20 protein-coding genes are annotated in these 23,862 nt (G+C 73.7%); 11 read left to right on the top strand and 9 right to left on the bottom strand.

Annotated features, from left to right (window positions below):
* The first annotated feature begins 46 nt into the window (after positions 1-46).
* From IE178_RS04790 to IE178_RS04780, 3 genes are all read left to right on the top strand, one after another.
* Entirely contained in the window at positions 47-1,210 is a 1,164-nt protein-coding gene (locus tag IE178_RS04790) for an exonuclease SbcCD subunit D (protein ID WP_193511401.1), read from the top strand.
* Positions 1,207-4,206, top strand: coding sequence for an AAA family ATPase (locus IE178_RS04785; protein ID WP_193511400.1), 3,000 nt, complete (start codon positions 1,207-1,209; stop codon positions 4,204-4,206). Before IE178_RS04790 ends, IE178_RS04785 begins: the two co-directional genes overlap by 4 nt.
* A gap of 450 nt (positions 4,207-4,656) precedes the next feature.
* Positions 4,657-5,457, top strand: a complete 801-nt coding sequence (locus IE178_RS04780; RefSeq protein ID WP_184762264.1) for a GNAT family N-acetyltransferase — start codon at positions 4,657-4,659, stop codon at positions 5,455-5,457.
* Between the two features lie 352 nt (positions 5,458-5,809).
* On the opposite strand, the gene IE178_RS35695 is transcribed toward IE178_RS04780, so the two are convergent.
* Positions 5,810-6,484, bottom strand: a complete 675-nt coding sequence (locus IE178_RS35695) for a DUF6281 family protein (protein ID WP_318279845.1) — start codon at positions 6,482-6,484, stop codon at positions 5,810-5,812.
* A 96-nt stretch (positions 6,485-6,580) separates the two neighbouring features.
* Here IE178_RS35695 and IE178_RS04765 point away from each other — a divergent pair, with 96 nt between their 5' ends.
* Both IE178_RS04765 and IE178_RS04760 read left to right on the top strand, forming a co-directional pair.
* Positions 6,581-7,093: an immunity 21 family protein gene (locus IE178_RS04765; RefSeq protein ID WP_184762262.1), complete on the top strand. Its 513-nt coding sequence runs from the start codon at positions 6,581-6,583 to the stop codon at positions 7,091-7,093.
* A gap of 224 nt (positions 7,094-7,317) precedes the next feature.
* Positions 7,318-8,163 (top strand): SDR family oxidoreductase, encoded by an 846-nt coding sequence (locus IE178_RS04760; RefSeq protein ID WP_184762261.1) that lies wholly within the window; start codon positions 7,318-7,320, stop codon positions 8,161-8,163.
* Between the two features lie 21 nt (positions 8,164-8,184).
* On the opposite strand, the gene IE178_RS04755 is transcribed toward IE178_RS04760, so the two are convergent.
* Together IE178_RS04755 and IE178_RS04750 are read right to left on the bottom strand one after the other, a co-directional pair.
* On the bottom strand, positions 8,185-9,873 hold the full coding sequence (locus IE178_RS04755) for a DUF885 domain-containing protein (protein WP_184762260.1): 1,689 nt from the start codon (positions 9,871-9,873) through the stop codon (positions 8,185-8,187).
* A 32-nt stretch (positions 9,874-9,905) separates the two neighbouring features.
* The gene (locus IE178_RS04750) at positions 9,906-10,403 is read right to left on the bottom strand and encodes an Lrp/AsnC family transcriptional regulator (RefSeq protein ID WP_184762259.1); all 498 of its coding nucleotides are present in this window, start codon (positions 10,401-10,403) and stop codon (positions 9,906-9,908) included.
* A gap of 30 nt (positions 10,404-10,433) precedes the next feature.
* On the opposite strand from IE178_RS04750, the gene IE178_RS04745 reads away from it, so the two are divergent.
* Entirely contained in the window at positions 10,434-11,651 is a 1,218-nt protein-coding gene (locus IE178_RS04745; RefSeq protein WP_184762258.1) for a trans-sulfuration enzyme family protein, read from the top strand.
* A gap of 67 nt (positions 11,652-11,718) precedes the next feature.
* On the opposite strand, the gene IE178_RS04740 is transcribed toward IE178_RS04745, so the two are convergent.
* From IE178_RS04740 to IE178_RS04730, 3 genes are all read right to left on the bottom strand, one after another.
* Positions 11,719-12,990 (bottom strand): GNAT family N-acetyltransferase, encoded by a 1,272-nt coding sequence (locus IE178_RS04740; RefSeq protein WP_193511399.1) that lies wholly within the window; start codon positions 12,988-12,990, stop codon positions 11,719-11,721.
* A 105-nt stretch (positions 12,991-13,095) separates the two neighbouring features.
* Complete coding sequence (locus IE178_RS04735) at positions 13,096-14,682, bottom strand: alkaline phosphatase D family protein (protein ID WP_193511398.1); 1,587 nt, start codon at positions 14,680-14,682, stop codon at positions 13,096-13,098.
* 639 nt (positions 14,683-15,321) lie between these two features.
* Positions 15,322-16,152: an alpha/beta fold hydrolase gene (locus IE178_RS04730; protein WP_193511397.1), complete on the bottom strand. Its 831-nt coding sequence runs from the start codon at positions 16,150-16,152 to the stop codon at positions 15,322-15,324.
* Between the two features lie 182 nt (positions 16,153-16,334).
* Here IE178_RS04730 and IE178_RS04725 point away from each other — a divergent pair, with 182 nt between their 5' ends.
* Both IE178_RS04725 and IE178_RS04720 read left to right on the top strand, forming a co-directional pair.
* Positions 16,335-17,222 (top strand): RNA polymerase sigma-70 factor, encoded by an 888-nt coding sequence (locus tag IE178_RS04725; RefSeq protein ID WP_184762254.1) that lies wholly within the window; start codon positions 16,335-16,337, stop codon positions 17,220-17,222.
* Positions 17,223-17,395: 173 nt separating this feature from the next.
* A complete protein-coding gene (locus IE178_RS04720; RefSeq protein WP_193511396.1) occupies positions 17,396-18,157 on the top strand; it encodes a GntR family transcriptional regulator in 762 nt (253 codons plus the stop codon).
* Positions 18,158-18,497: 340 nt separating this feature from the next.
* Here IE178_RS04720 and IE178_RS04715 read toward each other — a convergent pair whose 3' ends face one another.
* The 3 genes from IE178_RS04715 to IE178_RS04705 form a co-directional block, all read right to left on the bottom strand.
* Positions 18,498-19,655 (bottom strand): ROK family transcriptional regulator, encoded by a 1,158-nt coding sequence (locus IE178_RS04715; protein ID WP_193511395.1) that lies wholly within the window; start codon positions 19,653-19,655, stop codon positions 18,498-18,500.
* A 106-nt stretch (positions 19,656-19,761) separates the two neighbouring features.
* Positions 19,762-20,424, bottom strand: a complete 663-nt coding sequence (locus tag IE178_RS04710; RefSeq protein ID WP_184762251.1) for a response regulator transcription factor — start codon at positions 20,422-20,424, stop codon at positions 19,762-19,764.
* Between the two features lie 14 nt (positions 20,425-20,438).
* Positions 20,439-21,596 carry a sensor histidine kinase gene (locus IE178_RS04705; RefSeq protein ID WP_193511394.1) on the bottom strand — a complete coding sequence of 386 codons (1,158 nt, stop codon included), beginning with the start codon at positions 21,594-21,596 and terminating at the stop codon, positions 20,439-20,441.
* Between the two features lie 109 nt (positions 21,597-21,705).
* On the opposite strand from IE178_RS04705, the gene IE178_RS04700 reads away from it, so the two are divergent.
* Genes IE178_RS04700 through IE178_RS04690 form a run of 3 tightly spaced genes read left to right on the top strand, consistent with a single transcriptional unit; the run spans position 21,706 to position 23,851 of the window.
* Positions 21,706-22,626: an ABC transporter ATP-binding protein gene (locus IE178_RS04700; RefSeq protein ID WP_193511393.1), complete on the top strand. Its 921-nt coding sequence runs from the start codon at positions 21,706-21,708 to the stop codon at positions 22,624-22,626.
* Positions 22,627-22,628: 2 nt separating this feature from the next.
* On the top strand, positions 22,629-23,354 hold the full coding sequence (locus tag IE178_RS04695) for an ABC transporter permease (protein ID WP_193511392.1): 726 nt from the start codon (positions 22,629-22,631) through the stop codon (positions 23,352-23,354).
* Positions 23,355-23,410: 56 nt separating this feature from the next.
* Positions 23,411-23,851: a hypothetical protein gene (locus tag IE178_RS04690; RefSeq protein WP_184762247.1), complete on the top strand. Its 441-nt coding sequence runs from the start codon at positions 23,411-23,413 to the stop codon at positions 23,849-23,851.
* Positions 23,852-23,862 lie beyond the last annotated feature (11 nt).

The raw sequence follows: 23,862 nt of genomic DNA, 5'->3' as shown, positions 1-23,862 counted from the left end.
AGTAACCGCCCGTGCTGTCGGACCCGGCGGTTACGCTGCGGGGATCATGAGACTGCTGCACACTTCCGACTGGCACCTCGGCCGGTCCTTCCACCGGGTCGGCATGCTCGGTGCCCAGGCCGAGTTCATCGGCCACCTCGTCGCCACCGTGCGTGAGCGCGCCGTGGACGCGGTGGTCGTGTCGGGAGACGTGTACGACCGAGCCGTACCGCCGCTCGCCGCGGTCGAGCTGTTCGACGACGCCCTGCACCGCCTCGCCGACCTCGGCGTGCCGACGGTGATGATCTCCGGGAACCACGACTCGGCCCGCCGGCTCGGTGTCGGTGCCGGCCTCATGGGGCGCGCGGGCATCCATCTGCGGACGGAACCGTCCAGTTGCGGCATACCCGTGGTGCTGTCGGACGGTCACGGGGACGTCGCCTTCTACGGCCTGCCGTATCTCGAACCCGCCCTGGTGCGGGACGAGTTCGAGGTGGAGAAGGCCGGCCACGAGACGGTGCTCGCCGCCGCCATGGACCGGGTCCGCGCCGACCTCGCCACGCGCGCGGCCGGCACCCGTTCCGTCGTCCTCGCGCACGCCTTCGTCACCGGCGGCGAACCCAGCGACAGCGAGCGGGACATCACCGTCGGCGGAGTGGCCGCCGTGCCCGCCGGAGTGTTCGACGGGGTCGACTACGTGGCGCTCGGGCACCTCCACGGCTGCCAGACCCTCACCGAACGCGTGCGCTACTCCGGCTCCCCCCTGCCGTACTCCTTCTCCGAGGCCGGCCACCGCAAGTCCATGTGGCTGGTCGACCTGGCCGTCGACGGAGCCGTCACCGCCGAGCGCGTGGACTGTCCGGTGCCGCGCGCCTTGGCGCGGATCCGCGGCACCCTGGAGGAACTGCTCGCCGATCCCGGGCTCACGCGGCACGAGGAGGCGTGGATCGAGGCGACGCTCACCGACCCGGTCCGCCCCGCCGAGCCCATGGCCCGGCTCACCGAGCGCTTCCCGCACACCCTCAGCCTCGTCTTCGACCCCGCCCGGTCGGCGGACGAACCGGAGGTCTCCTACGCCCGCCGCCTCGCCGGCCGCGACGACCAGCAGATCGCCGAGGACTTCGTCACCCACGTGCGCGGCACCGGCCCCGACGAACACGAACGGACCGTCCTGCGGGACGCCTTCGACGCGGTCCGCGCGGACGACGCGGTACGGGAGGTGGCACGGTGAGGCTGCACCGGCTGGACATCACCGCCTTCGGGCCCTTCGGCAGCACCCAGAGCGTCGACTTCGACGACCTGTCCGCCGCTGGCCTGTTCCTGCTGCACGGCCCCACCGGCGCCGGCAAGACCTCCGTACTGGACGCCGTCTGCTACGCGCTGTACGGCTCCGTCCCCGGGGCCCGGCAGAGCGGTCAGGGCATGTCGCTGCGCAGCGACCACGCCGCCCCGGGCACCCGCACCGAGGTCACCCTCGAACTCACCGTCGCCGGACGGCGGCTGGAGATCACCCGGCAGCCGCCCTGGGAGCGTCCGAAGAAGCGCGGCACCGGCACCACCCTGGACAAGGCCCAGACCTGGCTGCGCGAACGCGACGCGGTCTCGGGCACCTGGAAGGACCTCAGCCGCTCGCACCAGGAGATCGGCGAGGAGATCACCCGGCTCCTCGGCATGAGCCGGGAGCAGTTCTGCCAGGTCGTCCTGCTGCCCCAGGGCGATTTCGCGCGCTTCCTGCGCGCCGACGCCGAAGCCCGGGGCAGGCTGCTCGGCCGCCTCTTCGACACCCGTCGTTTCGCCGACGTGGAGAAGCGCCTCGCCGAACTCCGCAGGGCCGCCGAGTCCCGGGTCCGCGACGGCGACGCCGACCTGCTGGCGGACGCACACCGGATGCAGCAGGCCGCGGGCGACACCATGGAGCTGCCCGAGCTGGCGCCCGGCGAACCGGGACTGGCCGAGGCCGTACTGGCCGCGGCCGCCGTCGCCCGCAGCACCGCGCGCGAACGGCTCACCGCCGCCCGCTGCCGCCTCGCCACCGCCGAGTCCGCCCTGACCGCCGCCGACCGGGCCCTGGACGACATACGCGACCGGGACCGGCTGCAACGGCGGTTCGCCGAGGCGCGGGAGCGGGCCGCGCGGCTGCAGGAGCGCTCCGGTGCCCACCGGGAGGCGCAGACCCGGATGGAGCGGGCCCGCAAGGCCGAGACCGTCGCCCCCGCCCTGGAACTGCGGGACTCCGCCGACGCCGAGCACCGGCGCGCGGCCGCCGCCGAGCTGCGCGCGCGTGCTCTCCTCCCGGCGTCCCTCGCGGACGCGGGAGCGGCCGGGCTCGCCGCCGCCGCCCGCCGGGCCGCCGAGGAACTGGGCGGGCTGGAGTCGGCCCGCCGCGCCGAGCTGCGGCTGACGGAACTCCTCGCCGAGCGCGCCGACCTGGACCGCCAGGAACGCGCCGACGAGGAGGCGCGGGAGGACGCGGAGACCTGGCTCGCGGACTGGGAGGAGACCCGCGCCGGTCTCCACGCCCGCATCGAGTCCGCGCAGCAGGCCGCGACCCGGGCCGGCGAACTCGCCGTGCGGCGCGACCCCGCGCGGCAGCGGCTGAACGCCGCGCGGATGCGGGACCAGCTGGCCGAGGACACCGAAACGGCCGCCGAACAGGCCCGGACCGCCCGGGAACGGGCGCTCGCGGCCCAGCAGCACTGGCTCGACCTCAAGGAACGGCGCCTGAACGGCATCGCCGCCGAACTGGCCGCCGGCCTCACCGACGGAGAGCCCTGCGCGGTCTGCGGCGCCACCGAACACCCGGCCCCCGCCCGCAAGGTCGACGGGCACGTCGACCGCGAGACGGAGGAGGGCGCCCTCGCCGACTACCGGCGCGCGGACGACCGGCGCGCCGAGGACGAGCGGCGGCTGGGCGTCGTACGGGAGGCGCTGGCCGCCGCGAGCGCGGAGGCCGGGGACACCGCGACCGGACAACTCGCCCGTGCGGTCGAGGAACTGGAGCAGGAGTACGCACGGGCACGGGACGCCGCCTCCGTGCTGCACTCCGCGCAGGAACAGCTGCGCCGCGCCGAGCACGAGCACGAGCTGCGGACCACCGCCCAGCGCGAGGCTGCGGTCCGGGCCGCCTCCCGCGTGGGCCACCGGGAGCGGCTGGACCGGGAACATCACACCCTGGAAGAAGAGCTGACCCGGGCGCGGGGGGACGCCACCAGCGTGGCCGCGCGCGCCGAGCAGCTGGAACACAGGGTCGCACGGCTCACGGACGCCGCCGACGCCGCCCGCACCGCCGAGGACGCGGCGCAGCGGCTCAAGGACGCCGACGCCCGGCTCGCCGACGCCGCCTTCCGCGCGGGCTTCGACACCCCGCAGGCCGCCGCCGACGCCCTCCTGGACGACGCCGGCCACCGCGCACTGCAGCGGCGCCTGGACACCTGGCAGCACGAGGAGGCCGCCGTACGGGCCGTCCTCGCCGAGCCGGAGACCGCGGCCGCCGCGCAGCGGCCGCCCGCCGACCTCGCCGCCGCGCAGCGGGCCGCCGAGGACGCGGCCCGCCGGGTGCGCGAGGCGGCCTCCGCGCGCGACGCCGCCGCCCGGCGCTGCGCCGAACTCGACCGGCTCTCCGCGCGGGCCGCCGCCTCGGTGCGCCGGCTGGGACCGCTGCGCGAGGCGTACGACCGGGTGGCCCGCATGGCCGGTCTCACCGCGGGCACCTCGGCGGACAACGAACGAAGGATGCGCCTGGAGTCGTACGTCCTCGCCGCCCGCCTGGAGCAGGTGGCCGCCGCCGCGACCGTACGGCTGCACCGCATGTCGTCCGGCCGGTACGCCCTCGTCCACTCCGACGACCGCACCGGCCGTGGCCGCAGCGGCCTCGGACTGCACGTCGTCGACGCCTGGACCGGACGGGAGCGCGACACCGCGACCCTCTCGGGCGGCGAGACCTTCTTCGCCTCGCTCGCCCTCGCGCTCGGGCTCGCGGACGTCGTCACCGACGAGGCGGGCGGGGTCAGGCTGGACACCCTCTTCATCGACGAGGGCTTCGGCAGCCTCGACGACCAGACCCTCGACGAGGTGCTCGACGTCCTCGACTCACTCCGCGAGCGCGACCGCAGCGTCGGGATCGTCAGCCATGTCGCGGATCTGCGGCGGCGGATCCATGCGCAGTTGGAGGTCGTGAAGGGGAGATCGGGGTCGGTACTGCGCCAGCGGGGCGCGGAAGGCCCGTGAACGTCCGCTTCCCCGGCCGGTACCCGGCGGGCCGGTCGGGGACCGGGTGATCCCGGAGATCGCCGACCCGGCAGGGCGCCGCTACCACGAGCGCTTGCACCGGCTGGCCCTACTCGCCGCACGGGCTCCTGACCACATGAGACCTGCGGTGGACCAGCTCGGCGCCGTGGATCGGCTGCAGCGCCTCCGCGACGACCTCCGGTGACGTGGACATCCGGGCGGCCGTTTCCCCGGGCTTTCGGTGGGACCTCCTGTGGGGGCGGGAGCCGTCGGAAGCCGGGGTCTGTCCGGAACCTGGCGCGATGGGGCGCTGTGCATGAACACCTCGACCGGCGAGGATCGTTGTACCGGACGCAGGACACATCGCGCGGACGCCGAAGGCATGACGACGACTGCGCGGACGGCGACTGCGCACATGACGGATTCACACACGACAAGTGAGGGGTTGCCGTGACGGATCTCGCGGCCGCGGTCGAATCCGTGGCACAGCTCTCCACGGTCTGGCGCGCCATGGTGCTGGACCGGGACGAGGACGCCGATGTGCGGGACCTCCCGGGCGTCGCCGTGCGCTGGGCCGACTGCCGCTTCGCCTTCTGGAACGCGATCACCCTGACCGAGGCCGGGACCGGTGCCGCGCTCCTGGAGAAGCGGCTGCACGAGGCGGCCGACATCATGCGCGCCAAGAAGCGGCCGGGCTTCCTTTGGCTCTTCGAGGACCTGCTCACGGACGACGCGCGCGCGGCACTGGCGGAGGCGGCGGAACGCGCGGGCCTCGTCCACGCCTTCCCCGGCACCGGCATGGCCGGCGACCTGCTGCCCGTCCCCGAACCGCACCACGCGGAGCTGACGTTCGAGCGGGTCACCACCGACGAACAACTGAGGGCCTACGCGGACATCAACTCCCGCGCCTACGGCTTCCCCCTGGAGGACGGCCGCGACGGCCTGGCCGGCTCCACGCTGTGGAAGCAGGATGTGTACGCCTACCTGGCCCTGCGGGACGGCGTCCCGGCCGCCTGCGCCGCGACGGTCGAGGCACAGGGCCGTCTCTTCGTGGCGCTCGTCGCCACCGACCCCGACCACCAGCGCCGGGGCTACGGCGAGGCGGTGACGCGCAAGGCGCTGTACGAGGGCGGCCGCGCCACCGGCCTGACCCGTGCCACCCTGCACGCGACCGTCGCCGGGGCACCGGTGTACCCCCGGATCGGCTTCGAACCGAACTCCCCGATGCACTTCTACGGACTCAAGAGCTGAGCGCCCGACCCCCACCCACGGCCGCGCGGCGCACCCCGCGGTCGACTTCGCTCAGTAGGGACTCCGTGAGGTGGTGTGTGGCCCAGGAGGGCCGGACGCGGCTGAGTAGGGCATGCCGGCAGCGGCTGGCGAGGAGTGGCCGTCCGAGGCTGGCCGGCCATGGTCCGACGATGGGCAGAAGGCCATGCGGTGGCGGAGAAGTGGAGGGTGAGGGCGGGGCTGTCCGTGCCCGAGGAATTGGTTCCTCAACAGGGGCGACGGCTGTACAGAGGGGTTCGTGCAGATGGCGTCGCGGCTGTCGGAGGTCATGGGCCGCGTCCACGCCGCCCGGGCGGCGTGGACGCGGCCGAGGTCAGGACCTGTCGATCAGTTTCCGTATCTCCGGAGGGAGCTTGTTGCCCGAGTGGGAGGCCACGAAGGTGGCGTCGTCGGGGCTGTCACCGACGGCGACGGCCATGTCGGGTGAGATGCCGTCCACCGCATAGGCGGTCGTCGTCTCTCCGGATTCCTCAGCCTTGTCCTGGTCTCCGGTGTCCTGACACGGCGGGATGGTGGCGGAACCGAGCTTCTCTCCCGCCGTGAACTCCACGTTCGCGACGTCCCGGTACGTGCGGTCCTGATAGAGGACTCGGTAGGCGCAGGATTCCGCCTGCTCGCCTCCGTCACTGCTGCTCTCCGATGTGCAGGCCACAGCCAGCATCATCATGGCTGCCACGAGAGACACTCGCGTGGTTCGCCCCGACCGGCTCATAGTGTTCCTCCCAGTAGATGCTACGGAGGGCCAGGACGTCTCCCCTGCCGAGGGTCCTGGCATCGTCTCGCAGGTGAACGAGTCCGTGCACATGGTGAGGTTCGAATGTCCCGAGCCCACGTGTCCCAGCCCGAAGACGTGTCCGGCCTCATGAGGACCGACGGAGCGGATGTCGTATTCGTTCGAGCAGCTGCTGGTCGGCTTGTTCGTGAAGTCGTGGTCGTGGGTGTGGAAACGGAGGTCGGCCTCACGCAGATCATTCTTGGCCCCGGGCATGGCCCAGGTGTATGAGCAGGTCGGCGCGGCGACGCAGCGACTGCGGTTGCTGAACCCCCGGCTCCGGTACGGGAGTCGACCCGATAGGTTCTGCGCATGGTGCGATACGCGGAGCCGGGCACGGTCGAGTGGGTGGAGTCGGGCGGCGGGCCGCTCATCGCGGTGCCGGAGACGGTCCTGCCGTTCTGGACGGGCGCCGACGGCGAGGAGACGGCCTCGGACTACGACCGGGCCTGCGAGGTGGACGGACTCGTCGGTCTGCTCCCGGTCGGCGACTCCACGGCCCTGGTGCTGGGCGACGAGCCCGCCGCGACCGCCTTCCTCCCCGAGCACAACACCCTCGTCCGGTGCATCGCCGGACACTCGGAGGCGGAGGTGCTGGCGAGCGTCCCGGCGGCACTGCACACCGCACAGTGGCAGGCCGAGGTGCACTGGAAGGTGCCGGGTGCGCTCCTGCTGTTCGACGCGGCCTGGCCCGGCACCGAGTCCACCGGCACCGACCACCTGCGCCTCACCCTCACGCCCGGCCGTTACGCGGTCCGCGCGGCCCAGGTACAGCCGGGCCCGGAGACCTGGCTGGCCCTGGTCCAGCTCCGGCCACTGCCCTGACCGGCGGGTCGGGCGCCCCCGACGGTCCCGCCCGTCGGGGGCGCCCGACCCGGGGGTACGAGGAGGAGCGCCCGCGCGGTGACCCGCCGACGGCCTACCCCTGTGCGCACCACGGACGGCGGCGCACGACTCGGCCGGGAGCGCGACGGAGACGCCTCGTCGGACGGGGCGGCCAACGGATAATCGCGTGCGCCGTTCCACCCCGCCCCGCACCATGGACGATCATGCCCAAGTACCCGCCTCACGCCCCCGAAGCACTCCGTCGTGACCCCCTGCCCCTGCGCGGCCGGACCGCGCTGGTCACCGGTGCCAGCCGGCGCGGTGGCATCGGACACGCCGTGGCCCGGCGTCTCGCCGCCCACGGAGCCGGCGTGTACCTGCACCATCACGTGCCGCACGACGCCGCCATGCCCTGGGGCGCCGACCGGATCGAGGAGGTGACCGCCTCCGTGCGCGACGCCCTCGGTGACCCCGACGCACGGGTGGTCGCCGGGCCGGGCGACCTCACCGACCCGGCGGCCCCCGCCGCGCTGCACGCCCGGGCGGCCGAGGCACTCGGCGGACGGCTCGACATCCTCGTCGCCAACCACGCCCTCAGCGGTTCCGACGGAGACCTCGACACGATCGACGCGGCCATGCTCGACGCGCACTGGACCGTCGACACCCGCTCCGTGCTGCTGCTCGTCCAGGCCCACGCCCGGCACCGGGCCGCCCTGCCGCCGCGCACCCCGGGCGGGCGTGTGGTGATGATGACCTCCGGGCAGGACATCGCCGGCGGGATGCCCGGGGAGATCGCCTACGCCCTCCAGAAGGGCGCGCTCGCCTCCGTCACCCGCTCCCTCGCGACCGCACTGGCCGAGCACGCGGTCACGGTGAACACCGTCAACCCCGGTCCCGTGGACACCGGTTACCTGACCGGCGACGCCTACGAGGCCGTGGCGGCCCGCTTCCCCGCCGGACGCTGGGGCGTGCCCGACGACCCCGCCCGCCTCATCGCATGGCTGGCCACGGACGAGGCGGACTGGATCACCGGCCAGGTCATCGACTCCGAGGGCGGTTTCCGGCGTTGACGGCGGCGGCGCCGGTCCGGCTCACAGCGCCGACAGTTCGTCCACCAGGTCGTCCAGACCCAGGGAGCCCTGGGACAGCGCGGCCATGTGCCAGGCCTTGAGGTCGAACGCGTCGCCGTGCCGCTTGCGGGCGTTCTCCCGGCCCAGCAGCCACGCCCGCTCGCCGAGCTTGTAGCCGATGGCCTGGCCCGGGATCGTCAGATAGCGGGTCAGCTCGCTCTCCACGAAATCCGCGGGGCGGCTGCTGTGCGCGCCGAAGAACTCCTCGGCCAGCTCCGGCGTCCAGCGCTCACCCGGGTGGAACGGCGAATCCGCCGGGATCTCCAGCTCCAGGTGCATGCCGATGTCGACGATGACCCGGGTCGCCCGCATCATCTGCGCGTCCAGATAGCCCAGCCGCTCCTCCGCGTCCGTGAGGAACCCGAGCTCGTCCATCAGCCGCTCCGCGTACAGCGCCCAGCCCTCGGCGTTGGCGCTGACCCCGCCCACGGAGGCCTGGTAGCGGGAGAGGTCGTCCGCCACGTGCACCCACTGCGCCAGCTGGAGGTGATGGCCGGGGACGCCCTCGTGGTACCAGGTGGAGACGAGGTCGTAGACCGGGAAGCGGGTCAGGCCCATCGTGGGCAGCCACGTGCAGCCCGGCCGCGAGAAGTCCTCCGACGGAGGCGTGTAGTACGGCGCCGCCGCGCTCCCCGGCGGGGCGATCCGCGACTCCACCTTCCGTACCCGCTCGGCGAGGTCGAAGTGGGTACCGTCCAGGGACTCGATCGCCCGGTCCATCACGCCCTGGAGCCACTCGCGGACCTCGTCGACCCCCTCGATGTGCCGGCCGTGCTCGTCGAGGTGCGCCAGCGCCACCCACGGCGTCGCGGCGCCGGGCAGGATCTTCTCGGACTCCTTCTTCATCTCGCCGAGCAGCCGGTGGTACTCGGACCAGCCGTACGCGTACGCCTCGTCCAGATCGAGGTCCGTGCCGTTGTAGTAGCGGGACCAGCGGGCGTAGCGCTCCCGGCCCACGGTGTTCGGGGCGCCTTCGATCGCCGGCGCGTACACGTCGCGCATCCAGTCCCGCAGCTCCACGACGGCCGCGGTCGCCGCGCGGGCGCCCTCGTCCAGCTCCGTGCGCAGCGCGTCCGGGCCCGCGGCGGCGAAGTCCTCGAACCAGCCGCGGCCCTCGCCCGTGTCCGTCCACTCGGTGAGCTGCCCGACGAACGTCTCCGTCGGGCGCGGAGCCGCGTACAGCTTGCGCTCCAGGCCGAGCTCGAGCGACTCCCGGTAGCCCGCCAGGGCGGCCGGGACCGCACGCAGCCGCTCGGCGATCGCCGCCCAGTCCTCGTCCGTCTCGGCCGGCGTCACGGTGAACACCTCGCGCACCGAGTGGGCGACCGTGCCCAGATTGCCGACCGAGCGCAGCCGCTCGTCGGCCTCGTGCACGGCCAGTTCCGCGGTGAGCCGCTCGCGCAGCAGACGGGCGCAGCGGCGCTCGATGCCGCTGTCCGCGCCGGGCAGCCGCTCGGCCTCGTCGAGCCGGGCGAGCGTGGCCCGCTGCAGATCGGCGAGCGCGGCCTGGCCCGCGGGCGAGAGATCGGGCAGACGGGAGGAACTCTCCTTCACGCCGAGGAAGGTTCCGGTGACCGGGTCGAGGGCGATGAGCTCGTCGACGTAGGCGTCGGCGACCTGCCGGGGGAGCGCGCTGTTGGTCTGTGACATGCGGACCATCCTGGTACGAGGCCCGCCGCACGTCACCCGGTTTGAGCCGAGGGCGTGGGCGAAGGCGGCAGTATCGGCCCGCAGTCCCACTGCTGGAAGATCAGCCGGGTCTCCACGCGGGCCACCTCGCGCCGGGCCGTGAACTCGTCGAGCACCAGCCGCTGCAGATCCGCCATGTCCGCGACCGCGACATGCACCAGGTAGTCGTCGGGGCCGGTCAGATGGAACACCGTCAGGGACTCCGGCAGCGCCCGGATCCGCTCCACGAACGGCCCCACCAGCTCCCGCCGGTGCGGTCTGACCTGCACCGACAGCAGCGCCTGGAGACCCCGTCCCAGCTTGGCCGGATCCAGTTTCAGCCGGTGCCCCAGGATCACGCCGGAGCGGCGCAGACGGGTCACCCGGTCCAGACAGGTCGACGGCGCGACCCCGACCTGCGCGGCGAGATCCCGGTAGGTCGTCCGGGCGTCGTTCTGCAACAGCCGCAGCAGATGGAGGTCCACCGGATCGAGTACGACACCTTCGGCCATCGGCCGAACGTAGCACGGGAGACCGGCCCGATGACCCGTTCGGTGTTCACCCTTCCGTCCATGGACATGGGCATGGACACGCGACGCACCACACGAGCACTCGCCACCGAGGCCGTGCACGCAGGCCGGGACGACCTCGCCGGACTGGGACTGCACGCCCCGCCGATCGACCTGTCCACCACCTACCCCTCCTACGACAGCCGCGGCGAGGCCGCCCGCATCGACGCCTTCGCCACCACCGGTGCCGAACCGGAGGGCCCGCCCGTCTACGGGCGGCTGGGCAATCCGACCGTCGCCCGCTTCGAGACCGCGCTGGCCCGCCTGGAGGGGACCGAGTCGGCGGTCGCCTTCGCCAGCGGCATGGCCGCGCTCAGCGCCGTTCTGCTGGTCCGCGGCTCCATGGGGCTGCGGCACGTCGTCGCCGTACGCCCCCTGTACGGGTGCAGTGACCACCTGCTGACCGCCGGACTGCTCGGCTCCGAGGTGACCTGGACCGATCCGGCCGGGGTCGCCGACGCGCTGCGCCCGGACACCGGTGCGGTGCTGGTGGAGTCCCCGGCCAACCCCACCCTCGCCGAGGTCGACCTGCGGGCCGTCGCGCACGCCTGCGGCTCCGTGCCGCTGCTCGTCGACAACACCTTCGCCACCCCGGTCCTCCAGCGTCCGGCCGAGCACGGGGCGCGACTCGTGCTGCACAGCGCCACCAAATACCTCGGCGGTCACGGGGACGTGCTCGCGGGCGTGGTGGCCTGCGACGAGGAGTTCGCCGGGCGGCTTCGCCAGGTGCGGTTCGCCACCGGTGGCGTGCTGCATCCGCTGGCCGGCTATCTGCTGCTGCGCGGCCTGTCGACCCTGCCGGTACGGGTACGGGCCGCGTCCGCGAACGCCGCCGAACTCGCCGCCCGGCTCGCCGCCGACCCGCGCGTGGCCCGCGTGCGCTATCCGCGCATCGGCGGGGCGATGGTCTCCTTCGAGGTGCACGGTGACCCGCACGAGGTGATCGCGGGTGTACGGCTGATCACCCCGGCCGTCAGCCTCGGCAGTGTGGACTCGCTCATCCAGCACCCGGCGTCCATCAGCCACCGCATCGTCGACGCCGACGACCGCAGGAACGCCGGAGTGAGCGACCGGCTGCTGCGGCTCTCGGTCGGCCTGGAGGACGTCGAGGACCTGTGGGCGGACCTGGACGCGGCCCTCGGGGAGCGGGCCGGGACGCCCGTACGCCCGGAGGCGCTGTACCGGGGCTGAGGTCCCGCACGCGGCGAACGGCCCGGCGCGTCCCGCCGGGCCGTTCGCCGCGTGTGAGCGCGGGGGGCTACGACCGGCCGATCCGCTCGCCGTGCTCCCGCTGCTCCGGTGCGCGGCGGGCCGTCACGGCGTCCAGCCGGGCCGTGATGACCAGGGTGCCCTCCTCGATCTGGTAGTCGAGCGGCAGCCCCAGCCCGCGCATTGCGGCGACCATGCCGGTGTTGGAGGCCTGCGTCACGGCGTAGACATGGGCGCAGCCCGCCTCGGCGGCCATGGACACCAGCCGGGCGAGGAGCGCACCGCCGATGCCCCGGCGCTGCCAGTCGTCCTCCACGAGCAGCGCCACCTCGGTCTCGTCGCCGTCCCACAGCAGATGACCGAGGCCGACGATGCGGCCCGAGGCGGTCTGCACCGCGAGCGTGCGGCCGAAGCGCGGGCTGAGCAGGTGGTTCAGATAGCGGTCCGCGTCGCCGACCGGCCCGTGGTACCGCATCCGCAGGGTCCGGGTGGAGCACCGCTCGTGCATCGCCCGCGCGGCGGCCAGATCGCCGGTGTCCGCCCGGCGCACGGAGATGTCACTGCCCTCGGGCAGCGTGAGCACGTCCCGGCCGCGCGGGAACCGCGGGCCGAGCCGGGCGTCCAGTTCCACCAGCGCACGGGCGCGGGCGAACTCGGTGGGAGTGAACGGCAGATACGGCCGCTCCACGGTGATCACCCCGCCCTCGGGGGCGCGCAGCCGGATCACGGTGTCCTCCAGGAAGCCCTCCACCGGGACCGTCCCCGGGGCCCCGGGGCCTTCGGCCGGTGCGGCGGGCTGCGAACGGATCGTGCAGCGCCCCAGCAACTGGCGCAGTGCCAGCGGCAGTTCGGCCGCGTCCTGAGCGGTGCGGGCGGCCAGCGCCAGTACCCGGGTGGGGGTGTCCACCAGATCGTGGGCGTCGGCCCGCTCGATCCAGGTGGCCGTACCCCCGGCGACCGACACCGCCGTGGCGAGGTCCGTACCGGCCGGTGCCCGCAGCAGGAACTCGTCGACGGTGTCCTCACCCAGCGGGTGCGTCTGCAGGGTCAGGATGTCCACCCGGCGCTCGGCCAGCGCCGTGCACAACGCGGCCAGCGCGCCCGGCTCGTCCTTCACCGTCGTCCGCATCCGCCACAGCTCGCTGTCCACGGTCATGGCGGAGGGCGGCGGGGCACCGCCGGTATCGTGCGCCGGCGGTGCGCTGCCGTGGCGTCGTGCCCACCATGCGTGGAAGGCGGCCGTGCACCGCGCGGCGAGCTCGGCCGGGTTCCACCGGCGGTGCGTGGCGCCTCCGTGCAGGGTGTTCGTCACTTCAGACATGTCTCGATTCATACAGTCACTGTGAAGGAATCGTGTTTCGCGATCACGAACGCACTGTGACTGACGGGTAAAGCGAGCTTCTGCCCGTTTCGCAGAGTTGCCGCGTCACTGGCCGACCAGGCCCGGCTGCAGCGTCTTCGTGAACAGGACGGTGCCGTCCTGCTCCCGCATCCGCACCGTCAGTTCGCCGCTGTCGCCGTCGATGTCGACCTCACCGAAGAACTGGTAGCCGCCGGCGGGCGAGACGTTCGAGGCGGTCGGCGCCTTCACCCACACCCGCTCGGGGCCGAAGGTGTCGTCGAGCGCGCTGGCCGGGAAGGCACCGGCGTTCAGCGGGCCGGAGACGAACTCCCAGAACGGCTCGAAGTCACCGAACGCGGCCCGCCCGGGCTGGTAGTGCTGGGCCGAGGTGTGGTGCACGTCGGCCGTCAGCCACACCGTGCCGGTGATCCGCCGGTGCTTGACGAACCGCAGCAGCTCCGCGATCTGCAGCTCCCGCCCCAGGGGTGCCCCCGGGTCGCCCTGGGCCACCGCCTCCACGTTCTTGCGGCCCTCGCCGGTGTCCGGCACGATCAGACCGATCGGCATGTCGGCGGCGATCACCTTCCACACCGCCCGCGACCGCGCCAGCTCCCGCTTGAGCCACTCCAGCTGCTCGCGCCCGAGGATGCCCTGCGGGTCCACGGTCTGGTCACCGGAGGAGTTGGCGTTGCGGTACGTCCGCATGTCCAGCACGAACACGTCGAGCAGCGGCCCCTGCCGCAGCACCCGGTACACCCGGCCCTCCCGGTCGCCCGGCCGCAGCGTGGACATCGGGAAGTACTCGCTGAACGCCCGCCGCGCCCGGGCCGCCAGCACATCGACGCTCTTCTCCGTGTACCGGGTGTCCGTGTCCGCGATCCGCTGGCCGGGGTACCAGTTGTTGCGCACCTCGTGGTCGTCCCACTGCACGATGGACGGCACCCGGGCGTTGAACCGGCGCAGGTTCTCGTCGAGCAGGTTGTAGCGGAAGTTGCCCCGGAACTCGGCGAGGGTCTCGGCGACCTTGGACTTCTCCTCGGTCGTGATGTTCCGCCAGACGCTGCCGTCCGGCAGGGCGGCGGTTTCCGCGATGGGGCCGTCGGCGTAGACGGTGTCCCCGCTGAACAGGAAGAAGTCGGGGTCGAGCCGGGCCATCGCGTCGAAGATGCGGTAGCCCCCGAAGTCGGGGTTGATGCCCCAGCCCTGCCCGGCCAGATCGCCCGACCACAGGAACCGCACGCCCTCCCGCCGCCGGGCCGGCACCGTGCGGAAGGTGCCGGTCACCGGCTCGCCGGTGCGGCGCGGGTCGTCGGGGTCGGCGAGCAGCACGCGGTAGTGGATCTGCTCGCCCGGCGGCAGCCCGCGCAGCCGGGTCGTGCCGGTCAGGTCGGTGTCCGGGCCGAGCAGCGGTCCGTGCCACCGGCGCGGATTGCGGAACGACTCGGTCGCCGACGTCTCGACGATCATCCGCGCCGGCCGGTCGGAACGCGCCCACACCAGCCCGGAGTCACGGGTCACGTCGCCCGTCTGTACGCCCCACCGCGCCAGCGGACGCCCGGACCGTGCGAACGCGGGCGCCGCGCCGAGCGCGGTGGGCAGGGTCAGGGCCGCCGAGGCCGCGAGCGAGCCGCGCAGAACGGCGCGACGGCCCGGGAACGAACGGTGTGACATGGATGGGCCTCCAGGGACGGGATCCGGCCAGTGTGCGCAGCCACACCTACGCGGGCGGCGCGGCTCGCACGCAAACCCCAGGTGAACAACTGATCGAGCGGGGCGTTGTAGGGCCATCCGTAGTTTCCAGACCAGCGACAACGCTGAGAACTGACAGTGCTCCGGGCAGCGTCAGCCTGCCGCCGACCGTGGTGGCCCCGGTCCAGGTGGGCAGCGCCGTGGCGCAGACGCTCAACGCGGAGCGCCCGGTGTCCGCGCCTGCCACGGACCGGGTTCCGTACCGGCAGGGTGCCGCTCACTGTGCGATGCCGTCGCCCACCCCACGGCCCCGATAGGGCCGTCGGGGAAGCGGCGCCGGGACGACGATCGCTGACGACCAGCGACTGAAACCTTTTGCGCACTTCGGCAGGGACTTCTCATGACCATCCTCGTCAGCGGCGCCATCCTCGTCAGCGGCGTCAGCGGCGTCAGCGGCCACCTCGGCCGCCTCGTCCTCGACCGCCTCCTCGCCCGCGGCGTGCCCGCCTCCGGCCTCGTCGCCGGCGCCCGCTCCCCACGCCGGCGCGCCCTTCGGGGCCGGTCTGCGGTGACGTCAATGACGGGGCCACACCGGGCCGGACCGTCGGGCTCCCGCCCGGCTCAGCGGCTGCCGTCCAGGATGACGCGGGCGACCAGTGCCGGGTCGTCGTTCATGGGGACGTGACCGCAGCCGGGCAGCCGCACCAGCCGGGCCCGGGGGATCACCCGCTTGGCGCGGACGCCCTGCCGGGGGATGAGCAGCCGGTCCCGGGCGCCCCAGGCGACGGTCACGGGGATGCCGGGCACGTCGTCGGTGAACCGTACGGCGGTGCCCGCCCGGAGGGTCTCGGCGAAGCCGGTCGCCCCGGCGAGCGCGAGCGTCTCGGCGACCACGGCCTCGGGGGAACGGCGTCCCGGACGGGCGTAGATGGTGCTGGTCAGCGCCGCCCGGCCGGCCGCGGAACGGGCGAGGCGCTCGACCAGCGGCAGCGGCATCCGCTCCGCGATCCGCCGCATGCCGGTCAGCACGGCGAAGGCGTACCGCCGCTCGGCCTGGGTCCAGAAGCCCGCCGGGGACAGGGCGGTGACGGACCGTACGACCCGCTCGCGGCCGAGTTCCAGGGCCAGCAGGCCGCCGAGCGAATTGCCCGCGACATGCGGCCGGTCCAGCTCCAGCGCCTCGCACAGGGCGCCGAGGGCGGCGTTCATGGTGGGCAGGTCGTGGGCGAGGCCGTTGGGCAGCGACGGGGACGCGCCGAAGCCGGGCAGGTCCACGGCGATCACTTCGCGCTCGGTCGCGAGGATGTCCACCACCGGGTCCCAGGCCTGGCGGTGATGGCCGATGCCGTGCAGCAGGAGCAGCGGCTCGCCGCGGCCCACGCGCGCGTAGGACAGGGTCACGGTCTGCGGGCCGAGGGGAGAGGTGACCTCGAAGGAGACGGTCGCGGACATGGGGGTGCTCCTCGTCTGGGACTCGCGGAAACGGACGCCGCCTGACGTCGTAGACAGCTTGTCAGCAATTGCTACCGACGGGTAGCCCCCGTGTCCAGGCGGCACCGCCCGACGCCCCGCAGCGCCCGGAGCGAGCCGGTGCCGCCTGGACACGGACCGCGCGAGTCGGCTGGGATGGTGCCGTGACCACCGACACCGTGACCGACGTCTTCGAAGAGCACCGCCCCGTCCTCCTGGGAGTCGCCTACCGCATGCTCGGCCGGGTGGCCGACGCGGAGGACGTGGTCCAGGACGCGTGGCTGCGCTGGTCGGGCGGCGACCGCTCCGAGGTGCGCGAGCCGCGCGGCTACCTGGTGCGGGTCACCACCCGCCTCGCCATCGACCGACTGCACCGGATCAAGGCGCGCGGCGAGACCTACGTCGGCCCCTGGCTGCCCGAGCCGTACGTCACCGATTTCGGCGGCACCGCCCCCGACACCGCCGAACGGGCGGTGCTCGCCGACTCCGTCTCCCTGGCCGTCCTCGTCGTCCTGGAGTCCCTGTCGCCGCTGGAGCGCGCCGTCTTCGTGCTGCGGGAGGCGTTCGGTTTTCCGTACGCCGACATCGCGGCCGTGCTCGACCGCGGCGAACCGGCCGTACGCCAACTCGCCGGGCGGGCCCGCAAGCACGTCGCGGAGCGGCGCCCGCGCTACCGGGTGGACCCGGCACAGCGCCGTGACCTCACCGAGCGCTTCCTGGCCGCGGCGGCCGGCGGCGATCTGGCGGGGCTGATGGAACTGCTCGCACCGGACGTGCGGCTGGTCGGCGACAGCGGCGGCAAGTCGCGGGCCCCGCTGCGCGTCCTGGAGAGCGCCGACCACGTCGGGCGCTTCTTCGTCGGTGTCGCCGGCAAGGGGGTACCGGACCTCACCGTCCGCATCCTGGAGCTCAACGCCGGCCCCGCGGTGCTCGTCCTGTCCGGCGGCAAACCCGACTCCGTCGTCCAGCTCGACGTCGCCGACGGGCGCGTCCAGACGGTGTACGTCATCCGCAACCCCGACAAGCTGCGCTCGCTCCCCACGGCCCCGTAGGAGCGGCACGCAGCGTGCGCCGAGGCCCCCGTACGCGACGGGGGCCTCGTCTCGCCGTGCGGATTGGTATTGACCAAGGGTGAAGGCCGCCTTATGGTCGCAGATAAGTGAAACAACCTTTAATAAACAAGGGCGCTAAAACGCCGCCGGACACGGCGATCGCGGAGGACAGGGTGGGGACCACGCAGCTGGAAACGGTGCCGGAACCGAAGTACTGGCACCTCAGGACCGTGCTCAGCGAGGCGCTGGACTCGGAGTTCTCCGTGGGCGAGATCCTGCCCAACGAGCGCGACCTCGCCGCCCGCTTCGGCGTCGCCCGTGCCACGCTCCGGCAGGCCCTGGAACAGCTCGAACTGGAAGGCAGGCTGCAGCGCCGCCGCGGGGTGGGCACGACCGTCGCCCCGCCGCGCATGGGAGTGTCCGTCGACACGGCACAGCACGCCTGGCCGGGCGGGCCGCACGACGCCTGGCAGACCCTCGACTGCGCGCTCGAGGTGCCGCCCGCGGCCGTCGCCGAGACCCTGGTGACCGGACGCGACGAACCCGTGCACACCGTGCGGCGCTCCCGTGTCTCCCACGGTCAGCCCGTCGCCGCCGAACTGCTGTACATCCCGGCGGACTCGGTGCGCGACCTGTCCGGCATCGACGCGCCGTCCGGCGCGGCACGCGCGCGTGCCGTGCTGCGGGAACTGCAGCGCCTCGAGCTGGAGCGTCAGGAGAACGCGGTGGAGCTCGGCTCCGCCCGCGCGGACGACGCGAGGGAGCTGGACCGCCTGCCGGGCGCTCCCGTCCTCGTCGTCACCACCCGCTTCATCGCCCGCGGGCGCACCGCCGCACTCTCCGTGGCCACCTACCGCGCGGACACCTGCCGGCTGACGTTCGGCGACTCGGGCGGCGTGGAAATACACCACGGCCCCGAACGCCACGCCTCCTGAGCCCCGCTGAACGCCACGCCTCCTGAGCCGCGCCGAACGCCACGCCTCCTGAGCCCCGCTGAACGCCACGCCTCGTGAGCCCGGCCGCACGCCACGCCTCCTGAGGCGGCCGGCCGCCGCGCCCCGGGCGCGGGGGACCGCGTCGCCCACCCGTCCGGACGGCACACCTGGGCCTGTCCGGCGGACCGAGTCGGAGGAAACCGACGGCGCCTCAAGCCCGGATGGGCGTGTCAGGCCCGCCTCTCCGGCGTGATCCGCCGGACAGGCAGGCCCCAGGGGTGGCGTTCGAATCGTGCCAAGGCGCCGCTCCCCGGAGCCGGCCCGACCCGAACGACACCCCTCAGCGGCGGGCCGTCACCGTGCCCTCGACCGCGAAGAGTTGCTCCTCCACATGGTCGAGAGCCAGCCGTACCGCCCCGGTGGCGACCACCGCCTCGCCCAGGTGGGACAGGGCGACCTTCGGCGGGCGGAGGCAGTAGCGGGCCAGTTCGCGGCGCAGCGGCTCCAGGACCCCGTCCAGACCGGCCGCCCAGCCGCCGATCACCACCAGCTCCGGATCGAGGGCCAGCACCAGCGCCGCCACGTCGTGGACGAGCCGGTGGATGAAGCGGTCCATGGCCGCGAGCGCCCGCTTGTCACCCTCGCGGGCCTGGGCGAAGACCTCGGCGACCGCCTGCTCGTCGAGCGGGTGCAGCGGCTCGTCCGTGGTGGACAGCAGCGTCTCCGGGGTGGCCTCCCGGCCCAGCAGGTGCAGCGCCCCGATCTCCCCGGCCGCCCCGCCGTACCCCCGGTGCAGCCGCCCCCCGATCAGCGATCCGGCGCCCGGGCTCAGCCCGGCCAGCACGAACACCACGTCGTCGCTCTCCCTGGCGGCGCCCTTCCAGTGCTCGGCGACGACGGCCGCGTTGGCGTCGTTCTCCACCAGCACCGGGCACTTGAAGGAACGGCTCAGGCGCTCACCGAGGCCGAGCCCCGTCCAGCCGGGCAGCGCCGTGCCCAACCGCACCGTGCCGTCCGCCTCCACTATTCCGGGGGTGCCCACACCCACGGCCCGCAGCGAGCCGCGCGGGACACCGGCCCGGCGCAGCAGCTCCGCGACGGCCGTGCGCAGCCGCTCCAGCCGCTCGTCGGCGTCGACCGTCTCGTCGACGTCCCGCGCCTGGGCACCGATCACCCGGCCGTCCAGATCGGCCAGCAACGCGGCCACCCGGTGCGCACCGATCTCCAGGCCGAGCAGATGCCCGGCCTCCGCCCGGAACCGGAACCGCCGAGCCGGCCTTCCCTGCCGGCGCGCGGTACCTTCCTCGGCCGCCGTCTCCACGACGAGGCCCGCCTCGATGAGACCCTCCACGACGCCCTCGACCGTCGGCCGGGACAGCCCCGTCACCCGGGTGACCTCGGTCAGCGTCGCGCAGTCCGTGGTCCGCAACGCGTGCAGCACCACCGCGGAGTTGATCCTTCGCAGCAGCGAGGGGTCCCCGCCGGTCAGCCGAGCCACCGTCCGTCCTCCCAGCACGTGCGCGTGTTGGGCGGATGGTACTCGGCGCGGCCGACCCCGGCGACCTCCGGGCCCGGGCACCCCGGACACGCGCCGCGGATGCGGTTCACCCCGGCGCCACGAAGCCCGACTCGTAGGCCGCGATCACCGCCTGGGTCCGGTCGCGTGCCCCGAGCTTCGCCAGTACGGCACTCACATGCGACTTCACGGTCTCCGTCCCGACCACCAGCCGGGCCGCGATCTCCGCGTTGGTCAGGCCCCGCGCCATCAACCGCAGCACCTCCCCCTCGCGCTCGGTCAGCCGCGCCCGCTCCAGCACGTCGCGCGCCGCCCGGTTGCCGTCGCCGTCGCCGTACTCGGCGGCGAGCCGGCGCACCGAGGCGGGGAACAGCAGCGACTCGCCCTCGGCGACCAGCCGCACCGCGTGCACGATCTCCGCGGGCCGCGCCCGCTTCAGCAGGAACCCGTCGGCACCCGCGCGCAGCGCCCCGTACACGTACTCGTCGTTCTCGAACGTCGTCACCACGAGGATCTTCGGCGGCGCGTCGACCGTCCGCAGCAGCGCGCGCGTGGCCTCGATCCCGTCCAGCAACGGCATGCGCACGTCCATGGCGACCACGTCCGGCCGCAGTTGCCGCACCAGCGGGATCACCGCCGCACCGTCGGCGGCCTCCCCGACGACCTCGATGTCCGGCTGCGCCTCCAACACGGCCCGCAGACCCGCGCGTACGAGGGGTTCGTCGTCGACGAGCAGAACGGTCACCGGCATCCGGCCAGCCTAGATCAGCGCAGCGGCAGCTCGACGCGCACCCGCCAGTCGCCCTCGTCGTCGGGCCCGGTGTGCGCCCGCCCGCCCAGCAGGGCGGCGCGCTCGCGTATCCCGCGCAGCCCGCTGCCGCGCCCGGGGCCGGGTACCTCCCGCTTCAGCGGGTTGCGGATCTCCAGGAGCAGCGTGCCGTCGGCGACGCGGATCCGGACCCGCACGGGGACCGCCCCCGCGTGCCGCAGGGTGTTGGTGAGCGATTCCTGCAATATGCGGTAGCCCTCCCGGGACACCGGAGCGGGCACGGTGTCCAGGGGGCCGGTCACCTCCGCGTCGACCTTCGCCCCGCTGGCGCGGGCGGACTCCAGCAGACGGTCGGCGTCCACGAGCGTCGGCCGGCTGCTCACGGGCCTCTCCGACTCGCGCAGGACACCGAGGACCCGCTCCAGGTCCTCCAGCGCGGCCCGCCCGGTCTCCTCGATGGCGCCCAGCGCCCGGTCGGTGAAGGCCGGATCACCCGCCGCCCGCGCGGCGCCCGCCTGCACGACGGCGACGGTCAGGGCATGGCCGATGGAATCGTGCAGCTCGCGTGCGATGCGGGTGCGCTCCAGGAGCTGCTCGGTCCTGGCCTCCATGGCGGCCAGGCGTTCGGCGGGCGAAGGGCCGAGCAGTCGGCGCGCGACGGCGGTGACCAGCTCACCGAGGCCCACCACCGCGGCGTACAGGGCGACCAGGGGGAACGGCACCAGCAGGGCGTAGGCCCAGTGCGGTCGCGCGTCCTCCAGCACGGGCACGCCCCCGGGCGAGCCCCCCGCGGCGACCTCGCCCGCGGAGTAGGCCAGGAGCGGCAGCCAGACCGTGGCGACCGTCGTCACCCCCGCCAGCGCCACCCGCACCGCCAGCCACAGCGCGGTCCGCAGCCGGTCCTGCCACGTCCCCGACGGCTCCTCGGAGATCCCCGGCTCCCGCTCGCCGGGCATCAGCATCAGCCGGGCCTGCACGCCCTCGCCCGTGCGGACCACCGGGATCAGACCCAGCGGGACCAGCATGAGCGCGGGCATCCACGGAGTCGCCGGATGGATGAACATCCACACGCTGAACGGCAGCCCGGGCACCCACAGATGCAGCAGACGGGTGTACGTCCTCCCTCGCAGGAGCGGACCCAGGACGGTGGCCATCGGGCCATCGTGCCAGCCGCCGCCGACAGCCGGCCTCCCCCGCACGGGGGAGGCGTTCTCCCCGGCCGGGGGAGGCCCCGTACGGGCCCGAACGGCCAGGCTGGAGCACATGACCAGCATCGACGTCCAGGACCTCACCAAGGAGTACGGCACCCGGCGGGCCGTCGACCACCTCACCTTCCGGGTCCGCCCCGGCCGGGTCACCGGCTTCCTCGGCCCCAACGGCGCCGGCAAGTCCACCACCATGCGCCTGGTGCTCGGCCTCGACCACCCGACGTCCGGCTCCGCCACCGTCGGCGGACACGCCTACGCAGGCATGCGGGAACCCCTGCGCCAGGTCGGCGCCCTGCTCGACGCGCAGGCCGCCCAGGGCTCCCGCACCGGCCGCGACCATCTGCGGGTCCTGGCCACCAGCAACCGCATCCCCGACCGCCGGGTCGACGAGGTGCTGGAGGAGACCGGCCTGGCCTCGGTGGCGCGCCGCCGCGTGCGGACGTACTCCCTGGGCATGCGTCAGCGGCTGGGCATCGCCGCCGCCCTGCTCGGCGATCCGGCCGTCGTCATGCTCGACGAGCCCTCCAACGGCCTCGATCCCGAAGGCATCGTGTGGATCCGCACCCTGCTGCGCCGGCTCGCGGACGAGGGGCGCACCGTCCTGGTCTCCAGCCATCTGATGAACGAGACCGCCTCCTTCGCCGACCACCTCGTCGTCCTCGGCCGGGGCAGGCTGCTGGCCGACACCCCCATGCGGGAGTTCATCGACGCACGCGTGCGGCCCACGGTCCGCGTCCGCACCCAGGACCCCGCCGCCCTCAGAAGCGCCCTCGCCCGGCACGGTCACGACGTGGTGGAACACCCGGACGGACACTGGACCGTGACGGACGCGCGGGTGGACGACATCGGACGCCTCACCTCCGCCGCAGGGGTGCCGATCCTCGAACTCGCTCCGGACGAGGGCACGTTGGAACAGGCCTATCTGGACCTGACCGCCAACCAGACCGAGTTCACCGCACAGCCCCAGGAGGCCTGACCATGCAGTCCGCACCCGTACTCCGGTCCGAGTGGCTGAAGATCCGCACGACCCGCTCGCTCCTCGGAACCCTTCTGGCGCTGTTCGCGGTGACCACGGCGTTCTCCGCGCTCGCCGCGGCGCCGGACCCGTCGGACCCCGACTTCGACCCGCTGTTCACCACCTTCTCCGGCGTCCTGCCGGGCCAGATCGCCGCCATCTCCTTCGGCGCCATGGCCGTGTCGTCGGAGTTCCACAACGGCGCCCTGCGCGTCTCCCTGGCGGCGGTTCCGCAGCGCGGACGCTGGTTCGCGGCCAAGGTGACGTCGATCGCCGTACCGGCGCTCGTCGTCGGGCTGCTGACCTCCCTCGCCGCGCTCCTCGCGGCACGCGCGGGACTGGGGTCCGCGGCGGACACGCTCACCGGAGGCGAGCAGGTGCGCGCGGTCGCGGGCTGCGCCGTCTACCTCACTTTGACGGCCCTGTTCGCGGCGGGCCTCACGACCTTGCTGCGCAGCGGTGTCGCCACCCTGTCCCTGCTGATCCCCTTCATCCTCGTCGTGTCCTTCGTGATCGGCGACGCGGCCGGCACGGTCGTCGAGTTCATGCCCGACAGAGCCGGGCAACTGGTCCTCCAGCAGACCCACGAGGGAACCCTGGGCCCCTGGTCAGGACTCGCCGTGACCGCCCTGTGGACGGCCGCCGCCCTCCTCGCCGGAGCGTGGAGCCTCAACCGCAGGGACGCCTGACCGGCAGTCGGCTGACGGCCCGCCAAGTGTCAGTGGCGGCGGGTTTACTGGATTCCATGAACATCGCACAGCACATCGCCCTCATCGACGAGCTGTGCTTCCGCCCCTTTCCGGCGGAGCACGGCCCGTCGGACGTCGGCTTCGGGGGACCGGGCCACCACGTGGCGGTCCTGGAGAGCGGTCACGGTCCGCGGGACGGCGACCCCGCCGAGTGGGCGGTGACGGTGGAGCAGTACGAGAAGGACCGCGACGCCGTCTACGAGGTGCTGGCCTCACGCTGGGGGGACGTCGCGCCCTGGAATCTGCAGACGGTGCTGCTGCGCACCGGACAGGAGGAGATACCCGAGCCCTGGGCCCGGCTCGCCGCCCGCGCGCGGGTGGCCTGGCTGTGGGAGGTCCAGGGCACCGGCCGCTGGGTCGCGCTGGCGGTCGCCGACCGGGACGCGAGCGACGAGGTCCAGCTGCTGGCGGTGGTCACGCAGACGGCTCCTCCATGACCACCGGCCGC

This window comes from Streptomyces griseoloalbus, from assembly GCA_014650015.1.
Classification (GTDB): Bacteria; Actinomycetota; Actinomycetes; order Streptomycetales; family Streptomycetaceae; genus Streptomyces; species Streptomyces griseoloalbus.
This window is presented reverse-complemented; position numbering and strand designations above follow the sequence as displayed.

Coding starts and splice junctions, on each gene's coding strand:
- IE178_RS04710 (WP_184762251.1), bottom strand. CDS start 20,424: ATGCCGGTGACCGTTCTGCTCGTCGACGACGAACCCCTCGTACGCGCG.
- IE178_RS35695 (WP_318279845.1), bottom strand. CDS start 6,484: ATGCCCGGGGCCAAGAATGATCTGCGTGAGGCCGACCTCCGTTTCCAC.
- IE178_RS04745 (WP_184762258.1), top strand. CDS start 10,434: ATGACCCGTTCGGTGTTCACCCTTCCGTCCATGGACATGGGCATGGAC.
- IE178_RS04735 (WP_193511398.1), bottom strand. CDS start 14,682: ATGTCACACCGTTCGTTCCCGGGCCGTCGCGCCGTTCTGCGCGGCTCG.
- IE178_RS04695 (WP_193511392.1), top strand. CDS start 22,629: ATGCAGTCCGCACCCGTACTCCGGTCCGAGTGGCTGAAGATCCGCACG.
- IE178_RS04740 (WP_193511399.1), bottom strand. CDS start 12,990: ATGTCTGAAGTGACGAACACCCTGCACGGAGGCGCCACGCACCGCCGG.
- IE178_RS04750 (WP_184762259.1), bottom strand. CDS start 10,403: ATGGCCGAAGGTGTCGTACTCGATCCGGTGGACCTCCATCTGCTGCGG.
- IE178_RS04705 (WP_193511394.1), bottom strand. CDS start 21,596: ATGGCCACCGTCCTGGGTCCGCTCCTGCGAGGGAGGACGTACACCCGT.
- IE178_RS04690 (WP_184762247.1), top strand. CDS start 23,411: ATGAACATCGCACAGCACATCGCCCTCATCGACGAGCTGTGCTTCCGC.
- IE178_RS04700 (WP_193511393.1), top strand. CDS start 21,706: ATGACCAGCATCGACGTCCAGGACCTCACCAAGGAGTACGGCACCCGG.
- IE178_RS04760 (WP_184762261.1), top strand. CDS start 7,318: ATGCCCAAGTACCCGCCTCACGCCCCCGAAGCACTCCGTCGTGACCCC.
- IE178_RS04790 (WP_193511401.1), top strand. CDS start 47: ATGAGACTGCTGCACACTTCCGACTGGCACCTCGGCCGGTCCTTCCAC.
- IE178_RS04755 (WP_184762260.1), bottom strand. CDS start 9,873: ATGTCACAGACCAACAGCGCGCTCCCCCGGCAGGTCGCCGACGCCTAC.
- IE178_RS04730 (WP_193511397.1), bottom strand. CDS start 16,152: ATGTCCGCGACCGTCTCCTTCGAGGTCACCTCTCCCCTCGGCCCGCAG.
- IE178_RS04765 (WP_184762262.1), top strand. CDS start 6,581: ATGGTGCGATACGCGGAGCCGGGCACGGTCGAGTGGGTGGAGTCGGGC.